We start from the raw sequence: 22254 nt of genomic DNA, 5'->3' as shown, positions 1-22254 counted from the left end.
TTCGCTTAAGCGAGCTGGTTTTTTTGTTGGAGGAGAGAATTAACTATGAGCAATTCAGAAAAAGCGTTAGAAGCCTTACAAAACAATGATTTAGATGAATATCAAAAGAATTTAAAAAATGCTTTAGATCAAGATAATGATGATATGTTATTTTCATTAGCTGAAGAACTTTACTCACTAGGTTTTTCTGATGATGCTTTAAAAATTTATCGTCAATTATTAAAAAAATATCCTGATGAAGATGAAATTAGAACTTATATTGCTGATATTTTAATTGCTAAGGATGATACTGATGGAGCTTTAGAAGTACTAAACGAAATCAAACCAGACTCAAGCTATTACATTAATGCTTTGTTGGTAGAGGCTGATTTATATCAAACCCAGGATTTATTTGTAGTTAGTGAACACAAACTAATAGAAGCTGAAAAATTAGCTCCTGATGAACCAATTGTAAAGTTTGCTTTGGCTGAGCTATATTATTCTGAAGGTAAGTATGAAAGTGCAATTAAACTCTACCTTAATTTAATTAAACAAGGACAATTATCAATTTCAAATGTTAATTTAGTTGAACGTCTTGGAGTTTCTTATGCACACGTGGGTAATTTTGAAAATGCCATTGGCTATTTAGAACAAATTAAACCAATTGACATGACCCCAGATGTTTTATTTGAAACGGGATTTACTTATTTGCAATTAGGTAATTATGCAAAGTCTATTGAAATTTTTGAAATGCTTAGAGATACTGATAATCAATATGCTTCTTTATATATTTATTTAGGAGAGGCATTTGAAAAAGACAATAAGCCAGAAGACGCTTTAAGAACTTATCAAGAAGGTTTAAGCGTTGATGAATATAATGTAATTCTTTATCTTAAAGCTGCTGATATCGCTGCTAAATTAGGTGAAATGGATCTTACAGTTAAATATCTAGAAAAAGGTAATCAAGTTAATCCAGACAATATGGAAGTAGTCACCAAATTATCTGAAATCTATGTTAAAGATGGACAATTTGAAAAAGATGTTGATTTCTTATCTGATTATCTTTCTGATAATAATTTGGTTCCTCAATTGTATTGGGACTTAGCAATTTCTTATGATCATATGAATAAAATTAAGCAAGCTAGTGAAAATTATCAAAAAGCAGCTATGAATTTGAAAGACAATCCTGATTTTTTGAAAAATTATATTTTCTTTTTACGTGAGAACGGAAAAGTTAATGAATCGATTGAATTTTTGAAACAATATGTAAATTTAGTTCCAGATGATGACGAAATGGTTTACATGTTACAAGATTTGGAAACAAAATAAAATCCAAAGAACAGTCTAAATTAATATTTGGGCTGTTTTTTTAAGGTATAATAAAGTGACAAGCTAATGAAAGAGGGAAATAAAATGAAAATTGAAAATTTGCCGTCAGAATTTATTGACGCCAGAAAAGTCCTTCAAGTAATTGAACAAAATGGATTTGAAGCATATTTTGTTGGTGGGAGCGTGCGTGATACCTTATTGAATTTGCCAATTCATGATGTAGATATGGCCACATCTGCCTATCCAGCAGAAATAAAAAAAATTTTTAAACGGACGATTGATACCGGAATTGAACACGGTACTGTAACAGTGATGTTTGATCATAAGGGATTTGAAATTACGACTTTTAGAACTGAAAGTGGATATCAAGATTTTCGTCGACCTGATAAGGTAACCTTTATTAGATCTTTAAAAGAAGACTTAAAACGGCGAGACTTTACGATTAATGCCTTCGCGATGAAAGAGAATGGTGAGGTAATTGATTTATTTAATGGCATGGAAGATTTACAGCATCATTTAATTCGTGCCGTTGGTGATGCAAATCAACGTTTTAACGAAGATGCGTTACGCATGATGCGAGCTGTCCGTTTTGGTAGTCAATTAAATTTTAAAATTGAAGAAAAAACCTTTGCTGCAATTAAAGCAAACTGTCAGCTGCTTAAAAAAATTGCAATTGAAAGAATCAACGTAGAGTTTATCAAGATGATGTTAGGAATTTCACCATCACGAGGGTTACAAGAAATTTTAGGAACTGATTTGTTTGAATATGTTCCTTTCTTTAATCAATATCTTTCCGAATTAAAACACCTAGCTAATTTGGATTTAAGTAATCATCTAACTAATGAAATTCAAGTTTGGTCTCTATTGGCTTTTGAACTAAACTTAAAACAATCCCAAATCAGAAAAATGATGAAATTGTGGAAATGTTCTAATAAAATGACTGAAAATGTTTTACAAGTTGTTAAAGGAATTAAAATGTTGCAAAATAAACAAATAGTTTCTCTATTTATTTATCAAATTGGACTAAATAATCTTTTAAATGCTAATCATGTGATGGAAATCTATGGACTTAATCAAGGAGAAGAAGAATTAGAAAATGCCTTTAATAGCCTGCCAATTAAACAAAAAGCCGAATTAAACGTTAATGGTGGTAGCTTAATAAAAGCTGGATTTAAGCCAGGTCCCCAACTAGGTAAAGTATTAAATGACTTAGAATTAATGGTAATTAATGGGGAAGTCGAAAACGACCAAATTACATTAATTAATAAGGCCAAAGAATTAGCAAACGAAAATTGAGGTAGTTATGGTAGAAACTTTACGAGCAGATAAATTAACAAAAACATATGGTGAAAAGGTTCTATTTAAGAATCTTGACTTTATTATCAATGAAAACGATCGAATTGGTCTAATTGGTACCAATGGTAGTGGTAAATCATCATTACTGAATGCCATTGCAGGAACTGATCATGATTTTACTGGTAATATTATTACGTCTAAAGCTTATCGAATTGGTTATTTACAACAACAACCTGATTTACCAGAAGATATGACAGTAATGGAATCAGTTTTTGCTGGGAAACAAAAAGTTTTTAAAATTATTAGACATTATGAAGATGCCTTGAATGATTATTCCAATCATCCTGATAATCAAGAATTTGAACGGCGTTATTTAGCTGCTGAGGCTAAAATGAACGAAGGTGATGCTTGGAATACTGAAAGTCGAGTTAAGACAATTTTAACTCAGCTAAAGATTACTAATATGGATCAGAAAATTGGTACAATGTCTGGTGGGCAACAAAAACGAGTTGGCTTAGCACAAGTACTAATTCAATCTCCTAATTTACTTTTACTTGATGAACCAACCAATCACTTAGATTTTGACTCAATCGATTGGTTGGAACAATATTTATCTAGCTACAAGGGTTCATTGATTGTTGTAACTCATGATCGTTATTTTTTAGATCAGGTTTCAAATCATATTTGGGAATTGTCGTTTGGGGGCTTATATGAATATCCTGGTAATTATCAAACATATGTTGCCAAAAAGGCAGAATTAGTCGATGAACAGTTTGCTACCAGTCATAAAGAACAACAATTGTATAAACAAGAGCTCAAATGGATGAAAACTGGGGCAAAAGCTCGTTCGACTAAGCAAAATGCTAGAATTGAGAGATTTAACCAACTTGAAGACAAAGTCAAAGAAGGAACACCACTTGATGGTGAACTTGATATTGCAATGGGACAACAACGACTTGGTAAAAAAGTAATTGAAATTAATCATGTAAGCCTTGAAATTGCAAATAAACCAATCCTTCGAGATTTTAGTATGTTAATTCAAAATGGACAGCGAATTGGAATTAGTGGTGAAAATGGTGCCGGTAAATCATCATTACTGAATGCTATTGCCGGCATACTACCAATTCAATCGGGATCGATTGAAATTGGGGAAACTGTAAAAATGGCCTATTACACGCAACAGATGGAGACCATTCCAGAAGATAAACGAGTCATTAGCTATTTAACTGATATTGGGCAGAATATTGTTGATGCAGATGGCAACAAAATTAGTGTAACCAACTTATTAGAACAATTTTTATTCCCTAAATTTATGCATGGAACTTTGATTCGGAAACTTTCTGGGGGAGAAAAACGTCGTCTCTATCTTTTAAAATTATTGATGGAACAACCAAATGTTTTGCTTTTGGATGAACCTACCAATAACCTTGATATTGCTACATTAACTGTTCTAGAAGATTACATTAAGCATTTTAATGGGACAACCATTACTGTGTCACATGATCGTTATTTCCTTAATAAAGTTGCTGATCGTCTTTTAATTTTTGAAGGAAATACTAAGATTGAACGATATAATGGGATTTTTACAGATTATCTAAGCAGTAAAAAAGAAAAAAAAGTGCGTAATGAAACAAAGGTAAAATCAGATAATAAAGTTGAAGCAAGATCTAATTCAACGAAAAAGAAAACTAAGCTTACTTATGCTGAAAAAATTGAATTTGATGGCATTGAAGCAAAAATTGAAAAGAATGAAAATGAAATTAAACAGGTCACAGAAGAAATGCAAAATAATGGCGAAGATTATAATAAATTAGCTAAATTACAACGAAAATTAGATGATTTAAACAAAGAATCAGATGATTTGGTTGCTCGTTGGGAATATTTGAGCGAATTTGCTGAATAATAATTAGGAGAATTTTTTAATGTTAGAAGATGCATATTTAAATTTAGCAAGGTTTGTATTAGAAAATGGACACAAAAAAGAAGATCGAACGGGAACAGGAACTATTAGTTATTTTGGACAACAAATGCGATTTGATTTATCCCAGGGTTTTCCATTATTAACCACTAAAAGCGTACCTTTTCGATTAATAAAAAGTGAGTTATTGTGGTTTTTAAGAGGAGACACTAATATTGCTTATTTATTGAAAAATAATAATCATATTTGGGATGAATGGGCTTTTGAACGTTGGGTTAATTCAGATGAATATACTGGACCAGATATGACTGATTTTGGGATTAGATCTCAAAAAGATCCCGAATTCAAAAAGCAATATCTTGCACAAAAAAAATTGTTTTGCCAAATGATTCTTGATGACGAAATATTTGCTAAGAAATTTGGAGATTTAGGCTTAGTCTATGGAAGTCAATGGAGAAAGTGGAAAACCAGTACTGGTGAAACAATCGATCAGATTAAAAAGGTAATTGAAACGATTAAAACTAATCCAAATTCACGACGAATGATTGTTTCTGCTTGGAATCCAGAAGATGTTGACGATATGGCATTACCACCATGTCATACAATGTTTCAGTTTTATGTGAACGACGGTAAATTAAGTTGTCAACTTTACCAACGTAGTGCCGATATCTTTTTAGGGGTTCCTTTTAACATTGCTAGTTATGCATTGTTAACTAGTCTTATTGCAAAGGAATGTGGCCTTGAACCTGGTGATTTTGTACATACATTAGGTGATGCACATATCTATTTGAATCACGTTGATCAAATTAAGGAGCAACTTTCTAGAACACCTTTTAAAGCACCTAAATTATGGCTTAATCCTGAAAAAGAAAGTATCTTTGACTATGATATGGATGATATTAAAATTGAAGACTATAAGCATCACAGTGCAATTAAAGGTGCTGTGGCAGTTTAATAAGGAGTTAACATGTTAGCATTTATTTGGGCAGAAGCTGCCAACAAAGTAATCGGTAAGAATGGAAATCTTCCGTGGCATATTGCCGATGACATGGCATTTTTTAAAGAAACAACCCTTAATCATCAAATTATTTGTGGTTATACAACTTTTAAAAGTTTTGGTCGGCCATTACCAAAGCGAAAAAATTTAATTTTAACTCATCGAGACCCATCAGAATTTCCAGAAAGTGTTACCGTTTTTAATTCAAAAGATGACCTTTTGCAATATGCAAATAAATTTCCAAATGAAATGATTTTTGTAGTTGGAGGAAGAGCAATTTATCAAGAACTTTTGCCTTATACTGATTATTTGTATCGTACAAAGATTGATAAAAATGTTGACGGTGATACAAAAATGGTTGAGATTAACTATGATAATTTTAAATTAATTAAGAAAATTGATGGGAAAGATAATCTTGATTATCCTCATCATTTCGAAATCTATCAAAGAAAAAATAAGTAAGAGGTTTTATTAATGAGGAAAAGCTTTTATGAATATTTAATGACCGAAAGAAATCCGAATGGTTATGATGAAATCTCACAATTTGCTAATAATGCTTTCTTCGATACTCAATTTCCAAAGCACGAAAATAATTTTGAAATTATTTCAAAATATTTGGAAGAGAATGCTGGATATTTACCAAGTATGACAATTTTTGATGAAGCATGGCAAAAATACTTAGCTTATTTAGATTAAGGGAGAAATTATGAAAAGTAATATTCAATGGTTTCCGGGTCACATGGCTAAAGCAATCCGCCAATTCGAGGAAAACATTAAATTAGTAGATATTGTGTTTGAATTAGTAGATGCTCGGATTCCATACACATCAATTAATCCAGAAGTTAAACGAATTAGTCGTGACAAACCCCGCTTAATGATTTTAACTAAAGCTGACTTAGCTGATCCTGTAATGACAAAAAAATGGATTGAATATTTTAAATCACAAGGAATTAGAGCAATTGCTATTGATTCTAAAGTTAATGGAGTTCGAAAAAAAATTGAAAATATTTCTGAAGGTATTTTAAAAGATTACTTAGAATCCCAAAGTAATAAGGGATATGATAGAAAGGCTTTAAAAGCAATTTGCGTTGGTGTTCCTAATGTTGGTAAATCAACTTTGCTAAATCAATTAGTTAGTAAACGTTCTGCACAGGTTGGTAATAGACCTGGAGTTACAAAAGGGCAACAATGGCTAACTTCTAATGGAAAATTAGTATTATTAGATACGCCCGGAATTTTGTGGCCTAAATTTCAATCTCAAGAGATTGCAGAAAAACTTTCATTAACAGGTGCAATTCGAGAAAGCTCATTTCATAGTGATGATGTAGCATTATTTGCGTTAGACTTTTTCAAACAGAATCATCGAGAAGAGCTAAAGAATCGTTATCATTTAACAGATGCTGATTTCGAGTTAAGTAATCCAGATTTGCTCCTTAAAATTACAGCAAATCTAGGAATGCGCGATGATTATGAACGTGCCTCAGATCGGATAATTAATGATGTTAGAAAAGGTAAATTAGGACGTTATACTTTAGACTTTCCAGATAAAATTTCTGTTGGAGAAGAATAGTTTTGAATATTAAAGAAATTAAAGAATCTTTTATGCGAGTTCGAGAAACACAGGACCCGCTTTTTTCGTTATATAAGGATGATAAACGTAAGGGTGTACAAAATATCATTAAACAAACTCAAGGTAGAATTGCACGTCAACAAAAAGCAGAAAATGATTTTGAAAAAAGATTTGAAATTGAAACTAATTTCTGGAGTCAAGGGATTAACTTAATTGCTGGAATAGATGAAGTCGGTCGAGGTCCATTAGCAGGACCTGTGGTTGCAGCAGCAATTATTTTGCCACATGATTTTAAAATTCTAGAGGTTAATGATTCAAAAAAATTAACTGATCAGAAACGCCGTGAATTAGTTGAAATAATTAAGGAACAAGCAATTAGTTATGCTTATGCTGTTATTGATAATCATGTAATTGATGAAGTTAATATTTATCAAGCGACTCGGATTGCAATGAAACAAGCAGTTGAATCATTAGATGTTAAGCCTCAACAATTATTAATTGATGCAATGGATATAGATCTGGACATTCCACAATTAAAAATAATTAAAGGTGATGCAAAATCAAACTCAATCGCAGCAGCAAGTATTTTGGCTAAAGTAACGCGTGATGATTTAATGATTAAGTATCATAAGCAATACCCAGAATATGATTTTTGTAATAATGATGGTTATGGTACCCCAAAACACTTAGCTGCTTTAGAAACATATGGGGTAACCCCAATTCACCGTAAAACCTTTGCCCCGGTTAAAGATCTAACTCAAAAATAAACTAATTACGTATCTATCTAAAAGTGGAGCGTGCTAGTTAAATGGATAAAAGAACTTTGTTATTAAGAATTAAATTGTGTCCGGGGATTGGTTTAAAGGGAGAAAATTTAGCTTATCAGTGGCTGAAAAATGAAAATATTGGTAATTTAGATATTGAAGAAGTTCAAGCCATGACTATTAATTTACTCAGAGAGCATCATTTAAATTATCAAAAGTTTGCAGTTTTCTTTCTAAGTCGCGATTTAAATATTATGGTTAATCAGGCTATGAGAAAAAAATGGATTACAATTTTTGATGACATCTATCCAGAACAATTAAAAGAGATGTATTTGCCACCGGTGATATTATTTTATGCTGGTAATTTAAATTTATTAAACGAAAAAAATTTATTAGGTGTGGTAGGTTCTCGAAAATGTTCTAAGTACGCAGTTCAGGCTATGAAAAAAATTTTTAGTCAGAATGTAATTAGTCATTATGTAATTGTTTCTGGTTTGGCTGAAGGAGTGGATACGCTTGGACATCAGATTGCTTTAGCTAATAGGGGAAAAACAATTGCAGTTTTGGGAACGGGATTAGATTGTTTTTATCCTCGAAGTAATCAAGGACTTCAAATTGAACTAACAAAAAATAATTTAGTTTTGAGCGAATATGATTCTGGAATTGGTCCGCGCAAACATCATTTTGTTGAACGAAATCGTATTATTGCTGGACTTTCACAAAAATTATTAGTTGTCGAAGCAAGACTTAAATCTGGTTCGTTGATTACAGCAAGTTTAGCTTTACAAAATAATCGTGATATCCTTGCAGTACCTGGTAATGTTAATAGCAGTTATTCGGCAGGTTCCAACGAATTAATTGCCGCAGGTTGTCAACCTTGTCTTGATGAAAGAGACGTCTTAGGACGCATTATCATTTGACACTATAAAAAAACTGCAATATGATGATTTAGAAATTCAAATAAAAAATAACTATATATGTAGAAAAAATAAATGAGGGATAGATTTAATGGCCACTAGTACGACTAGTAAAAAGAAAACAACAGCAAAAAGTAAAAAAAAGCGTACTACGAATAAAAAATTAGTCATTGTGGAATCACCTGCTAAAGCAAAGACCATTAGTAAATACTTAGGAAGAACCTATACGGTTGTCGCAAGTAAAGGACATATCCGTGATTTACCTAAAAGTCGAATGGGAATTGACATTTCGGATGATTTTAAACCTGATTATATTTCAATTCGTGGTAAAGGTGACACAATTAAAATGTTAAAGGCAGAGGCAAAAAAAGCTAAAGAAGTTTTTCTTGCTTCCGATCCTGATCGTGAAGGTGAAGCAATTGCTTGGCACGTTTCTCATGTATTAAATTTAGATGTTAATGATAAAAATCGAGTAACCTTTAACGAAATAACTAAAGAAACAGTTAAAGATGCCTTTAAGCATCCGCGTACGATTGATATGAACTTAGTTGATGCTCAACAAGCTCGAAGGATTATTGATCGTTTGGTGGGATATTCAATTTCCCCAATTCTTTGGAAAAAAGTAAAAAAAGGGCTTAGTGCTGGACGAGTTCAATCCGTTGCACTATGGATTATTATTAAACGAGAACGTGAAATTCAAGCTTTTAATCCAGAAGAATATTGGACCATTGATTCCATTTTTAAAAAGGGACGTTCAAAGTTTAAAGCATCTTTTTATGGTGTGGATGGTAAGAAATTTCCTTTAGGCAATAATGATGATGTTCAAAATGTTCTAAAGAAGCTTGATGCTAAAGCTGATTTTGAAATTACGGATGTTAAAAAACGAGAAAAGAAAAGACAACCGCCTCGTCCGTTTACTACCAGTACCTTACAACAAGATGCAAATAAAAAGTTGCATTTTAAAACTGGTCGGACCATGATGGCTGCTCAACAATTGTATGAAGGAATTAACATTGGTAAAGAAGGTAGTCAAGGATTGATTACCTATATGCGTACTGATTCAACTAGAATTTCTGCAGGAGCTAAGCTCGAAGCAGCCCAATTCATTCATGATGAATATGGTCCAGAGTATGCCTTGAATCATCCGCGGAAATTGAAACTTCCTGAAGGTTCTCAAGATGCCCATGAAGCTGTTCGACCTACTTCAGTTATGCGAACCCCTAAGCAGATTGAAAAATACTTAACTAAAGATCAATTCAAATTATATAATTTAATTTGGTCAAGATTTGTGGCTAGTCAAATGACACCCGCAATTGTTGATACAGAAACTGTTAAAGTAGTTCAAAATGGGGTCGAATATCGTGCTAACGGTTCAAAACTTAATTTTGAAGGATATTTAAAAGCTTATTCAGCAGGAAAAGAGAAAGATAATATTCTTCCCGATCTTGAAATTGGTGATCACGTCACTTTAGATAATAATGTTCCTAATCAACACTTTACTCAGCCACCAGCTCGATATACAGAAGCAAACTTAATTAAGGCTCTCGAAGAAAACGGAGTTGGTCGACCATCGACTTATGCTCCTACTTTGATGACGATTCAAAAACGTTATTACGTTAAACTTGATGCCCGTCGGTTTGTACCAACAGAATTAGGTGAAATCGTTAATAAATTAATTGAAGAATATTTCCCAGAAATTGTAAATGTTGATTTTACAGCTGATATTGAAGGGAAACTTGATGATATTGAAGAAGCAAAACTTAGATGGGTCAAATTAGTAAGTGAGTTCTATCAACCATTTTCTAAAGAAGTTAGTTATGCGGAAAAAGAAATGGAAGATGTTCAAATTAAAGAACCGTTGGCCGGATTTAATTGTAATATTTGTGGTTCTCCTATGGTAGAAAAAATGGGTAAATATGGGAAGTTCTTTGCCTGTTCTCGTTTCCCAGATTGTCGTAATACACAAACAATTGTTAAAGAAATTGGAGTAATTTGTCCTAAGTGTCATGAAGGTCAAGTTATCGAACGGAAAACTAAGAAAAATCGATTATTCTATGGTTGTTCGCGTTATCCTGATTGTGATTTTGTGACTTGGGATAAACCAATTGGTCGTGATTGTCCTAAGTGTGGACATTTCTTGGTTAATAAGAAGGTTCGTGGCGGATGGCAAGTAATTTGTCCTGAAGGCGATTATGAAGAAAATGTAATTAAATAAAAAGAGACTGTTCTTTTTGAACAGTCTTTTTTAAATAGAGTAGGTGATTCTAATGAATCAAAGTAATCAAAAATTAATTCAACTATTTATTAAATATATTATTAATGAGCGTCAATACTCAGATAATACAGCCCGAGCATATCATGATGATATTTCACAATTTTCTGAATTTTTAGCAGATTCTGGTGTAGATAAAGATTTTAGTTTGATTGATAGTTTTGATGTGGAAGTCTACCTAAGTCATTTACATGATTTTGGAGATAATAACAATACAATTGCTCGGAAAATGTCTTCTTTACGCTCTTTTTACAATTTTTTGGTTAACAATCAAATTGTGGAAGATAATCCCTTTGTATATGTAAACATCAAAAAGCATACTAATCACTTACCTCGGTTCTTCTATAATAAAGAATTGGATAAACTTTTTGAAACAGCTAAAATAGCTAAAAATCCCTTATTAGCATATCGAAATACTTCTTTATTAGAAGTTTTATATGGCACGGGAATTCGAGTTAGTGAGTGCGCTAATTTAACACTTGACGATGTCGATTTATCTAATAATATGATGCTTGTACTTGGTAAAGGGAATAAGGAACGTTACCTGCCTTTTGGTAAATATGCAAATGATGCAATCACTGAATACATTCATAAAAGTCGGAATGTATTAATGGATAAATTTAATAAACAGCATCCTTACCTATTTGTTGATCAACATGGTTCACATATTACTAGTCGTGGAATAGAATACATTTTAAACCAAATTATGAAAAAAAGTGGATTAAATACAAGTATTCATCCTCATATGTTACGACATACTTTTGCTACTCAAATGTTAAATAATGGGGCTGATTTAAGAACTGTGCAGGAGTTATTAGGTCATGCAAATTTATCAACCACCCAAATTTATACGCATGTTACCAAAGAAAAATTGTTAAAAAATTATCAAAACTTTTTTAAACGGCGTGATGATGAGAATCCAGATTAAGATATTTTTAAATTTTATGTTTTTTCTTTGCAAAGCTATTAATCCATGTCAGAATAGAGAGACAAAGAATTATTTGCGGGGAGAATGACAATGATTGTATCATTAAAAAATGAAGATTTAACCGTTAAAATTAATCAAATAGGAGCTGAATTAATCTCGGTTAAAAATTCTCACCAGCTCGAGTATATTTGGGAAGCTAATCCAAATTATTGGAAAAGACATGCTCCAATTTTATTTCCAATGGTTGGTCGTTTAAAAAATGATGAATATAACTATGATGGAAAAATATATACAATGTATCAACATGGCTTTGCACGCGATAGTAAATTTGAAATCATTGACTCTAATGATACGAAAGTGATTTTTTTGTTAAAATCAAACTCTAAAACCATGAAGATTTATCCATTTAGGTTTGAATTGTTTGTAACTTATATTCTTGTTGGAGATACTTTACAAATACAAATGTTAGTTAAAAACCAAGATGAACATTCCATGTACTTTTCAATTGGTGCTCATCCAGGTTTTAAAGTTCCAATCAATCCTGATGAAGAAAGTTATAGTGATTATGAGTTGGTTGTAAAGCCTGAAAAAAATTATTCGTTAATTGAATTAAATAAAAACGGATTAACAACTTCCAATCAATCTAAGTTTAGTATTGATGGTAATCCAATTAAGATTAGTCACGAACTATTTAGAGATGATGCTCGAATTTTTGATGTCGAAGCTAATAAGCAAACTACTTTTACGCTTAAATCTAAGAAATCGCATCATGGTGTATCATTAACAGCATATAAAAATCAATATTTTGGAGTTTGGTCAACTTACCCCACTAAATCTGAATTTGTTTGTATTGAACCATGGTGGGGAATTGCTGATTCAGAAAATAGTACAGGATTTATTAGGAATAAAAATTATATTAGCCGATTATGTTGCGGCGAAGAATTTGTTGCCAATTTTGATATTACATTTTTCTAAAATAAAAAGACTTTCAATATTGAAAGTCTTTTTATTATTTAATTGATTTTTTGATATATTTTAAATACCAATAATAAAAACCAAACGGGACTAGATTCTCATTTCCATGAATAATTTTTATGATATTTTTGCGATGACGATAAATCACAAAGCAGGTTAGGCAGAAAGCAATTAAAGTAAGTGCTTTATCATGAGTACAGAATGAAACAAAAATAATCATGATGAAACTAATTATACTTCCAAGGCTCACCATACTTGTAATTAGGATACAGGATGCAAGGACGATAGCTGCAATTAAGAAAAATCTTGGATTATACGCCAATAACATTCCTGCACTAGTTGCGACAGCCTTTCCACCCTTAAAATGATCAAAGATCGAAAAAGTGTGTCCGATAACTGCAACTACACCAAAAACCAGTGGATACCATGAACTAATTCCATAATACATCGGTAGCCAAGTTGCAATAAATCCTTTGCCAATATCCATAAATAAAACAATCGTTCCAGCAACTGGCCCTAAAACACGGTAAGTATTAGTGGTACCGATGTTTTTTGAACCATGTCTCCTAATATCAATGCTAAAAAATGTTTTACCGATCCAAACTCCACTTGGAATTGATCCAAGTAGATATGCAATCAATAAAAGAATAATTATTTTAATCATTTTTCCTCCAAAGATTTAAATATGAACAATCATAATTTTAGCATTAATTATCTAAATAAGACAGATTACAAGATAAAAAGGTATTGATAAATCCTTTATTTGCAATACATGCTAAATAAGTTATTATAAAATACAGACGAAAAGGAGTTTTCAGCATATGACGAAATTAAACAATTCAGAAAAGTATGATGCTTCCTCAATTCAAGTTCTTCATGGATTAGAAGCGGTTCGTAAACGTCCAGGGATGTACATTGGTTCTACTGATAGTAAAGGCTTACATCATCTGGTTTACGAAATTGTAGACAATGCTGTCGATGAAGCAATCGCAGGTTACGGAAAAGAAATAAATGTAACAATTCATAAAGATGACAGTATTACAGTTGTCGATCATGGTCGGGGAATGCCGGTTGGAATGCATGCTTCTGGTAAACCTACTCCAGAGGTTATTTTAACTGTTTTACATGCTGGTGGTAAGTTTGGTCAAGGAGGATATAAAACTTCTGGAGGATTGCACGGTGTGGGCTCTAGTGTAGTAAATGCACTATCAAGTCACTTAACGGTTGAGATTGTGCGAGATCATCAAAAATATCAAGAAGATTTTGAAAATGGTGGTCATCCAGTTGGAACTCTTCGTAATTTAGGTAAAACTAAAGCTGGCAATGGAACCACGATTACCTTTAAACCTGATTCAGAAATGTTTACTACGATTACGTATAATTTTGATACTTTAGCAACCCGTTTACGTGAATCAGCATTTTTATTGAAAGGGGTTAAAATTACCCTTACCGATGAAAGAGAAGGCAAAGAGCGTGAAGAAGTTTACCAATATGATGATGGAATTAAGGAATTTGTTGCATATTTAAATGAAGGAAAAAGTGTACTTGGCGATGTCATGTACTTTGATGGTAGTAAGCAAGGGATTGAAGTTGAAGTAGCTGCAGAATATAACGACGGCTATACTGAAACCATGCTTTCATTCGTTAATAATGTACGTACCAAAGATGGTGGTACTCATGAAGCTGGTTTTAAGAGCGGATGGACAAAGGCCTTTAATGAATATGCTCGTAAAGTTGGCATTTTAAAAGAGAAAGATAAAAATCTTGACGGTTCCGATATTCGTGAAGGATTAACTGCAGTGATTGCATTACGTGTTCCTGAAGAAGGACTTCAATTTGAAGGCCAAACTAAAGAAAAACTTGGAACACCAGAAGCACGTTCAATCGTTGATAGTGTTGTTGATGAACAATTACTTTACTTTTTAATGGAAAACGGTGATTTGGCTAATACACTAGTTCAAAAAGCATTACGTGCTCGAAAAGCTAGAGAAGCAGCAAAAAAAGCTCGAGAAGAGAGCCGCCATGGTAAAAAGAAAAAGAAACAAGAAAAATTACTATCTGGCAAGTTGACGCCCGCCCAATCAAAAGATGCTGCTAAAAATGAATTATTTTTAGTCGAAGGTGATTCTGCTGGAGGTTCAGCTAAACAAGGTCGTGATCGAAAGCATCAAGCCATTCTTCCTTTAAGAGGGAAAGTTCTTAATACAGAAAAAGCAAATGTAGCTGATATCATGAAAAATGAAGAAATTAGCACAATTATTTATACTGTTGGTGCTGGTATGGGAAATGATTTTAAATTAAAAGATGCTAATTATGACAAAATCATTATTATGACGGATGCCGATGATGATGGGGCTCATATTCAAATTCTGTTATTGACATTCTTTTACAAGTTTATGCGTCCTATGATTGAAGCTGGTCATGTCTACGTTGCTTTGCCACCACTTTATAAACTACAAGAAGGTAAAGGTAAAAAAGCTAAAATTGAATATGCATGGACCAATGAAGAATTAAATTCTCTTAGAAAAGACTTTCCTAAGGGAATGACATTGCAAAGATTTAAAGGCCTTGGGGAAATGAATGCTGACCAGTTATGGGAAACAACCATGGATCCCGAACATCGAACTTTGATTAGAGTACAAATTGATGATGCTGCTGTTGCAGAACGTCAAGTGTCAACTTTAATGGGAAGTAAAGTAGAACCACGTCGAGACTGGATTGAAAATAATGTTCAATTTAATCTTGAAGATGAAGGAAGTATTTTAGATAATACAAAATAATAGGAGGTGAAATGATTGGCAAAAGAAGCTGAAATTAAAAATCTTTCCTTAGCATCCGTTATGGATGAACGTTTTAGTCGTTATTCAAAAGCAATTATTCAAGAACGGGCTTTGCCAGACGTTCGTGATGGGTTGAAACCTGTTCAAAGACGAATTCTTTATTCAATGAATAAAGACGGAAACACTTATGATAAGGGTTTCAGAAAATCTGCTAAATCAGTTGGTAATGTAATGGGTAATTTCCATCCCCATGGTGATAGTTCCATCTATGATGCGATGGTTCGAATGAGTCAATCATGGAAACTAAGAGAACCACTAATTGATATGCATGGTAATAATGGATCAATGGATGGTGATCCTCCTGCAGCTATGCGTTATACAGAAGCTCGAATTAGTAAAATTGCTGGTGAGATGCTTCGAGATATTGATAAAGGAACCGTTGACTGGGTTTTAAACTTCGATGATACTGAGTATGAACCCACTGTTTTACCAGCTCGATTGCCTAACTTATTAATTAATGGGGCCACTGGGATTTCAGCTGGATATGCAACTGAAATCCCTCCTCATAATTTAGGTGAAGTAATTGATGCCTTACTCTACTTACAAGGACATGCGGATGCCACGCTCGATGATTTAATGAAGTTTGTGCAAGGTCCTGATTTTCCTACTGGTGGTATCATTCAAGGAATAGATGGAATTAAGCAGGCATATAAAGACGGTCATGGTAAAATCATGATTCGTTCACGTAGTACGATTGAGGATCTTCGTGGTGGTAAAAAATTAGTTAAAGTTACTGAAATTCCTTACGAAGTAAACAAATCACAATTAGTTAAACAAATTGATGAAATTAGAATTAATAAAAAAGTTGATGGAATTGCAGAAGTCCGAGATGATTCTGATCGAACTGGATTAATGATTTCCATCGAATTGAAACGTGATGCTGAAGTAAAGGGAATTTTAAATTATTTGTATAAAAACACTGATTTACAAGTTTCCTATAACTTTAATGTAGTTGCTATTAAAGATATGCGTCCCCAGCGACTTGGATTAAAGGATATTTTAGCCACATATTTAGATTATCAACGTTCGGTAATTACTAAACGAACTAAGTTTGATTTAGATAAGGCACAAGAACGCCAACACATTGTCGAAGGATTAATCAAGGCACTTTCAATTCTTGATGAAGTAATTAGTACCATTCGTTCTAGTTCAAATCGTAAAGATGCTCGTGATAATTTAATGAGTGAGTATGATTTTACTGAAAAGCAAGCGGATGCCATCGTTGCATTACAACTTTATCGCTTAACCAACACCGATGTAACGAAGTTAAAGAAAGAAAATGCTGATTTAGCGGCTAAAATCGCTGAATTTAAATCAATTTTAGCTAATCCAGAAGAACTAGATCACGTTTTAGCTGATGAGTTACGGGATTTAGAGGAAGAGTATCGCAGTCCACGACGTTCAACAATTGAAGCAGAAATTGAGAATATCAAAATTAGTAAAAAAGTAGTTGTTCCAGATGAACAAGTTATGGTCATGGTTTCTCGAGATGGTTATTTAAAACGCAGTAGTATTCGTTCATATAAAGCGTCTGAATTAACTGATAATGGTTTAAAAGACGAAGATTGCCCAGTCTTTATTAAACAATTGAGTACCCGCGATTCATTATTTATTTTTACTGATGCAGGTAACTTAGTTTATCGTCCAGTATTTGAATTAGATGATGTTAAATGGAAAGATACGGGGGATCATATTTCTCAATTAAGTGGAATTGATTCTAATGAAAAAGTACTCGCGTCATTTGCCTTTCCTAACCTTAAAGAACAAGGTAACTTTGTAATTACAACAAAGTCTGGTCATATTAAACAAACCGAATTTGAAAAATTATTGCCAGGTAGAACTTATAAGAGCCGTGCAACTGTTTATGAAAAACTAAAAGATGAATTAGATTCAGTTGTTGATGTTGAGTATATTCCTAATGGAGATGCTAGTGACATTCTGATTATGACAGAACAAGGTCTAGCTCTTCGTTATAGTCTTAGTGAAGTTTCTGTTAATGGGGCTCGTACAACTGGTGCTAAAGCAATTAGTTTGAGTAAAGACGATGTCGTCGTTAATGCCCAATTAGTTAATGAAAATTCACCGCTTGCATTAGTATTTCAAAATGGTAACTTTAAAAAAATAAAAACAAATGAAATTCCTGTTACCAGCCGAGCACGTAAAGGGGTTAAAGTTTTACGTGATCTTAAGACTCGTAAGAATCTACTCGCTAATTTTGTTAGAATTAATCCTGATGATCAAATTTTAACCATTTATACTGATCACTTAAATGGACATGATGTTATTTTAGAAGAACATGGTTTTTCAAATCGTACTTCTAATGGAAATCCAGAAGTTGATGTTAAAATTGATGGTGTACCTGTTTCAATTAATCATCAACCAGTTGCTACAGAAAGTGATGAGATTACTAGTTTAGTTTAAAGTTATTTATCCGCTATGTAGGATATTAATTATCTTTGTGGTAAAGTATAATTATAAGAATTTAAAGGAGATTATTTAAATGACTAAAGAATTAGTTTTTGGACACAAAAATCCTGATACAGATGCAATTGCTGCTGCCATTGCACTAGCATATTTAGAAAAACAAGATGGTTACGATACTGAAGCAGTAGCTTTAGGTCCTGTTAATCCTGAAACTAAATTTGTTTTGGATTACTTTGGTGTTAAGGTTCCTCGGATTGTGGAAAATGCTGAACCTGAAACTGATAAAGTAATGTTAGTTGATCATAATGAACCACAACAAAGTATTAATGATATTGCTAATTTGACAGTTACTCACGTAGTTGATCATCACAGAATTAATGGGTTTAACACAGCTAAACCACTATACTTCCGTGCAGCCCCTTATGGTTGTTGTTCAACGGTGATTACTCAAATGTACTCAGAAGAAGGAATTGATATTCCTAAAGAAATTGCTGGTCTTATGATGTCAGCTATTATTTCTGATACATTGTTACTTAAATCACCAACCACTACTGACGTTGACCGTGATGCTTTACAAGCTTTAGCTGATATTGCTGGAGTAGATAATATCGAAGATTACGGTGTTAAAATGCTTAAAGCCGGAACCAACGTTGATGCTAAATCAGACAAAGAACTAATTGATAGTGATGCTAAATCATTCACTTTAGGTGGTAAAAACGTTCGAATCGATCAAATTAACGTTGTTGATTTGGAAGATATTAACAAACGACTTGCCGACATTAAAACTGCCATGGTTGAAGAAGCTAAAGCAGAAAACTATGATTTATTCTTAGTTTTAGTTACGAACGTGTTAACCAGTAACTCAGAAATGATCGTAGTTGGTGAACCAAAAGCAATCGTGGAAACTGCCTTTGCTAATAAATTAAATGACGATGATGTCATGAGTTTACCTGGAGTTGTTTCTCGTAAGAAACAAGTTGTTCCACCATTGACTGAGCAATTAGAAGCTGAAAAATAATAAATTCTTGTTTACTAAAAAACAAGAATATTAAAAAGCGGTTGGATTCCTTTTGAATTCAATCGCTTTTTGTTAAAATATTCTAATCAATAAGTTAGATTGCTTGCAATCTATTATAATTAATCTATCATTAGGTTAATAAATAACATGGAGGAATAAATGATGAGTAAATTTAATGAAGATGTGCTTAAACAAAAGCTAACCCCGGAAGAATATGCGGTTACACAAGAAGCAGCGACCGAACCAGCCTTTACTGGTAAGTACGATGACTTTTTTGAAAAAGGTTTATATGTTGATGTAGCTACTGGTGAACCATTATTTATTTCTGATGATAAGTATAATTCTGGCTGTGGTTGGCCAGCTTTCACTAAGCCAGTTGATAAGAATGCAATTAAAAACAACACGGATACATCTTATGGGATGATTAGAACGGAAGTTAGAAGCTCTGATGGAAATTCTCATTTAGGTCATGTTTTCCCTGATGGTCCTGCTGATAAAGGTGGCTTAAGATACTGCATTAATTCGGCTGCTTTAAAATTTATTCCATATGCTGATCTTGAAAAAGATGGCTACGGGGAATACAAAAAATTAATTAAATAAGAGGTTTTTAAATGAGTAAAAAAACAGAAACTGCAATTTTTGCAGGTGGTTGTTTCTGGTGCATGGTTAAACCATTTGACCAGATGCCAGGGATTGAATCAGTTGTATCTGGATATACTGGTGGACATGTGGCTAATCCAACTTATGAAGAAGTTTGCAGCGGAAAAACTGGACATACTGAAGCCGTTAAAATTACGTTTGATCCAGAAATAATTTCATATCAACAACTGGTCGATATTTATTGGCGGCAAACTGATCCAACTGATGCAATGGGACAATTTCAAGATCGTGGCGATAGTTATCGTCCTATAATTTTTGTAAATAGTCCGGAACAACGAAAAATTGCAGAAGCTTCAAAAAAAACATTAGAAGACTCTGGAAAATTTGATGATCCAATTGTAACTAAGATTGAAGCTGCTAAACCATTTTATCCAGCTGAAGATTATCATCAAGATTTCTATAAAAAGAATCCACTTCGGGCTGAAATGGAGGAAATGGGTGGAAGAGAACAATTTAAACAAGCTATTTGGAAAAATAAATAATCATTAGTTTAATAAATTAAGATCTATGATAAAATCATAGGTCTTTTTTGTTGTTATTGTATAATGCAATCAATGTGCAACTGCTGGTTGCGGGCTATGCAATCGTTTGATAACAGGGGTTTTGTAGATTTTTCTAACTATTTAGGTATACTTAAATTCAGATATGCATATCGAATCAAAAATAGGAGATCTAAAATGCAAAATCAATTTAGAAAACAAATTATTAAATTACGACAAGCACAAAACTTATCGCAAGAAATGTTAGCTAAAAAAATGTTTGTTTCACGGCAATCAGTTTCTAAATGGGAAAAGGGGGATTCCATTCCTGATTTAGATAAATTACTTTCTTTATCCCAAATCTTTAACGTTGATTTAAATGAACTAGTTAATGGTAATAAAATTGAAAAAGAACGATTGTTAAAGCTTTCAGGAATTAAAATGGATTTTGATACCCCTGTATTACGCAATATTAATTTACAAGTTTCTGCTAATGAAAGAATTGCCTTTTTAGGAAGTAATGGTGCTGGTAAAACTACTTTAGTAAGAATCATTAGTGGGTCGTTAAAACCGACTTCAGGTACAGTTGAACGTAACTATAATCAAAATCTGGACTTTGGATTGATGACTCAGGAAAATACTTTAATTGAAAGTTTTCGGGTATCAGAAATGATTGAGCTGACCATTTCATTAAGTAAGTTAACTAATGTAAATATTGATGAAGTTCTTAACGAATTTGGACTTTTAGATAAGAAAAAACAATTTGTTTCAGCTTTATCTGGAGGACAAAAACGAAAACTAGATTTATTAATTAGTTCCATTAAACCATCGAAACTATTAATTTTAGATGAGCCAACGGTAGGAATGGATTTAGAAACAATTGATTTTTTCTGGAGGTATATGGATCAAATTAAAGGAACTGTCATTACAATTACTCATGATTTTAATCAAATTGACCATTATTTTGATTGAGTTATTCTTTTAAAAAATGGTGAAATTAGTTGCGATGAAAAAGTAGCAACCATTCATTCGCATAATCAAACCATTGATCAATGGTATCGTCAACATAATAGTGAGGTGGAATAATGAATATTTACTTAATGACTAAAAATACCTTTAGAAATAAGCGCTTTATTTTCTTTACCATTTTAACTCCGTTTTTTTGGTACATAGCATTAGTAATGATGAGCAAAACGAGTGGTTTTTATAAAACTAAATATGCTTATATTTGGTTTACTGTTAGTTGTTTGATTGGAATTGCGGGAAACTCTTTAGTTTCGTTTGCCAAATCAATTAATTCCATGAAAAATTTCTATGAATTACAAATTGCAACCTCCAAATACATGATTTTAAAATGGTTGTATGATGAAATCATTGTCCAATTAGTTTTAAATACGATCATTTGTTTAGTTATTTTAATCGTTACGTTTTTGATTGGTCACGTTAAATTTAGCCTAAAATTTGTTTTATTAATTATAATTTTAAACATTTTGGGTTGTTATTTAAGCTTGTTTGGTTTTACATTGGGTCAATTTTTTAATGCAAGGGCCATTGATGCATCTAGTTTTTTGACTATGTTGGTAATTAGTTTTTTGATTGTTCCATTTTATACCTGGGTTAAGTCAGATTGGGTATCAATTCTGACTAATGTTCAAAGGGTATTTCCTGGATATTACGTTAATCAATTAATCCAGCATCTATTCTTGGTGGGGAATTACTTAACCCAGCTATTTGCTTTATCTTTTCAATTATCTTAACCAGTATTCCGGAAATTATTGCACTTTTATGGAAATTTAAAATTAAAAGTTAAGGGGGATTGTTGATGAATGATTTTAAAAAGATTCACGATTTTTTGAAAGATAATTATGAAAATGGCAACTTTCATGAA

Annotated in this window: 19 protein-coding genes and 1 pseudogene; 19 read left to right on the top strand and 1 reads right to left on the bottom strand. The window is 32.5% G+C overall.

All coding sequences use genetic code 11. The features are described 5' to 3' along the window. The first annotated feature begins 45 nt into the window (after window positions 1-45). The 12 genes from PY770_RS03895 (at window position 46) to PY770_RS03840 (ending at window position 12945) form a co-directional block, all read left to right on the top strand. The gene (locus PY770_RS03895) at window positions 46-1308 is read left to right on the top strand and encodes a tetratricopeptide repeat protein (RefSeq protein WP_275045801.1); all 1263 of its coding nucleotides are present in this window, start codon (window positions 46-48) and stop codon (window positions 1306-1308) included. 84 nt (window positions 1309-1392) lie between these two features. Further along, window positions 1393-2604, top strand: coding sequence for a CCA tRNA nucleotidyltransferase (locus PY770_RS03890; protein WP_103423537.1), 1212 nt, complete (start codon window positions 1393-1395; stop codon window positions 2602-2604). 7 nt (window positions 2605-2611) lie between these two features. Further along, window positions 2612-4507 (top strand): ABC-F family ATP-binding cassette domain-containing protein, encoded by a 1896-nt coding sequence (locus tag PY770_RS03885; RefSeq protein ID WP_275045800.1) that lies wholly within the window; start codon window positions 2612-2614, stop codon window positions 4505-4507. 19 nt (window positions 4508-4526) lie between these two features. Then, window positions 4527-5477: a thymidylate synthase gene (locus PY770_RS03880; protein WP_056957794.1), complete on the top strand. Its 951-nt coding sequence runs from the start codon at window positions 4527-4529 to the stop codon at window positions 5475-5477. A gap of 12 nt (window positions 5478-5489) precedes the next feature. Then, window positions 5490-5981 (top strand): dihydrofolate reductase, encoded by a 492-nt coding sequence (locus PY770_RS03875; RefSeq protein WP_103423535.1) that lies wholly within the window; start codon window positions 5490-5492, stop codon window positions 5979-5981. Window positions 5982-5993: 12 nt separating this feature from the next. After that, window positions 5994-6215, top strand: coding sequence for a YozE family protein (locus tag PY770_RS03870; protein ID WP_014082019.1), 222 nt, complete (start codon window positions 5994-5996; stop codon window positions 6213-6215). Between the two features lie 10 nt (window positions 6216-6225). Beyond that, window positions 6226-7089 carry a ribosome biogenesis GTPase YlqF gene (gene ylqF, locus PY770_RS03865; protein WP_014082018.1) on the top strand — a complete coding sequence of 288 codons (864 nt, stop codon included), beginning with the start codon at window positions 6226-6228 and terminating at the stop codon, window positions 7087-7089. A 2-nt stretch (window positions 7090-7091) separates the two neighbouring features. After that, the gene (locus tag PY770_RS03860) at window positions 7092-7856 is read left to right on the top strand and encodes a ribonuclease HII (protein WP_275045799.1); all 765 of its coding nucleotides are present in this window, start codon (window positions 7092-7094) and stop codon (window positions 7854-7856) included. Window positions 7857-7897: 41 nt separating this feature from the next. Then, window positions 7898-8773 carry a DNA-processing protein DprA gene (gene dprA / locus PY770_RS03855; protein WP_275045798.1) on the top strand — a complete coding sequence of 292 codons (876 nt, stop codon included), beginning with the start codon at window positions 7898-7900 and terminating at the stop codon, window positions 8771-8773. Between the two features lie 88 nt (window positions 8774-8861). Continuing rightward, window positions 8862-10985, top strand: coding sequence for a type I DNA topoisomerase (gene topA / locus PY770_RS03850; protein WP_103429042.1), 2124 nt, complete (start codon window positions 8862-8864; stop codon window positions 10983-10985). Between the two features lie 52 nt (window positions 10986-11037). Beyond that, window positions 11038-11970: a tyrosine recombinase XerC gene (xerC, locus tag PY770_RS03845; protein ID WP_275045797.1), complete on the top strand. Its 933-nt coding sequence runs from the start codon at window positions 11038-11040 to the stop codon at window positions 11968-11970. A gap of 84 nt (window positions 11971-12054) precedes the next feature. Next, window positions 12055-12945 (top strand): aldose 1-epimerase family protein, encoded by an 891-nt coding sequence (locus PY770_RS03840; protein WP_139562616.1) that lies wholly within the window; start codon window positions 12055-12057, stop codon window positions 12943-12945. A 34-nt stretch (window positions 12946-12979) separates the two neighbouring features. Here the strand turns inward: PY770_RS03840 and plsY are convergent, their stop codons facing one another. Further along, window positions 12980-13609: a glycerol-3-phosphate 1-O-acyltransferase PlsY gene (plsY, locus tag PY770_RS03835; RefSeq protein ID WP_041817764.1), complete on the bottom strand. Its 630-nt coding sequence runs from the start codon at window positions 13607-13609 to the stop codon at window positions 12980-12982. Between the two features lie 157 nt (window positions 13610-13766). Here plsY and parE point away from each other — a divergent pair, with 157 nt between their 5' ends. The 7 genes and pseudogenes from parE (at window position 13767) to PY770_RS03800 (ending at window position 22123) form a co-directional block, all read left to right on the top strand. Then, window positions 13767-15725 (top strand): DNA topoisomerase IV subunit B, encoded by a 1959-nt coding sequence (gene parE / locus PY770_RS03830; RefSeq protein ID WP_139562271.1) that lies wholly within the window; start codon window positions 13767-13769, stop codon window positions 15723-15725. A gap of 15 nt (window positions 15726-15740) precedes the next feature. Continuing rightward, window positions 15741-18206, top strand: a complete 2466-nt coding sequence (gene parC, locus PY770_RS03825) for a DNA topoisomerase IV subunit A (RefSeq protein WP_275045796.1) — start codon at window positions 15741-15743, stop codon at window positions 18204-18206. 79 nt (window positions 18207-18285) lie between these two features. Continuing rightward, window positions 18286-19227, top strand: coding sequence for a manganese-dependent inorganic pyrophosphatase (locus tag PY770_RS03820; RefSeq protein WP_014082009.1), 942 nt, complete (start codon window positions 18286-18288; stop codon window positions 19225-19227). A gap of 162 nt (window positions 19228-19389) precedes the next feature. Then, the gene (gene msrB / locus PY770_RS03815; protein WP_014082008.1) at window positions 19390-19827 is read left to right on the top strand and encodes a peptide-methionine (R)-S-oxide reductase MsrB; all 438 of its coding nucleotides are present in this window, start codon (window positions 19390-19392) and stop codon (window positions 19825-19827) included. 11 nt (window positions 19828-19838) lie between these two features. Beyond that, a complete protein-coding gene (gene msrA / locus PY770_RS03810; RefSeq protein ID WP_103429047.1) occupies window positions 19839-20369 on the top strand; it encodes a peptide-methionine (S)-S-oxide reductase MsrA in 531 nt (176 codons plus the stop codon). A gap of 195 nt (window positions 20370-20564) precedes the next feature. Further along, a pseudogene (locus tag PY770_RS03805) lies at window positions 20565-21452 on the top strand (ATP-binding cassette domain-containing protein). Continuing rightward, a complete protein-coding gene (locus tag PY770_RS03800; RefSeq protein ID WP_275045795.1) occupies window positions 21452-22123 on the top strand; it encodes a hypothetical protein in 672 nt (223 codons plus the stop codon). Before PY770_RS03805 ends, PY770_RS03800 begins: the two are co-directional and overlap by 1 nt. Window positions 22124-22254: the final 131 nt, after the last annotated feature.

The sequence above is a fragment of the Fructilactobacillus sanfranciscensis genome, assembly GCF_029023685.1.
Classification (GTDB): domain Bacteria; phylum Bacillota; class Bacilli; order Lactobacillales; family Lactobacillaceae; genus Fructilactobacillus; species Fructilactobacillus sanfranciscensis.
This window is presented reverse-complemented; position numbering and strand designations above follow the sequence as displayed.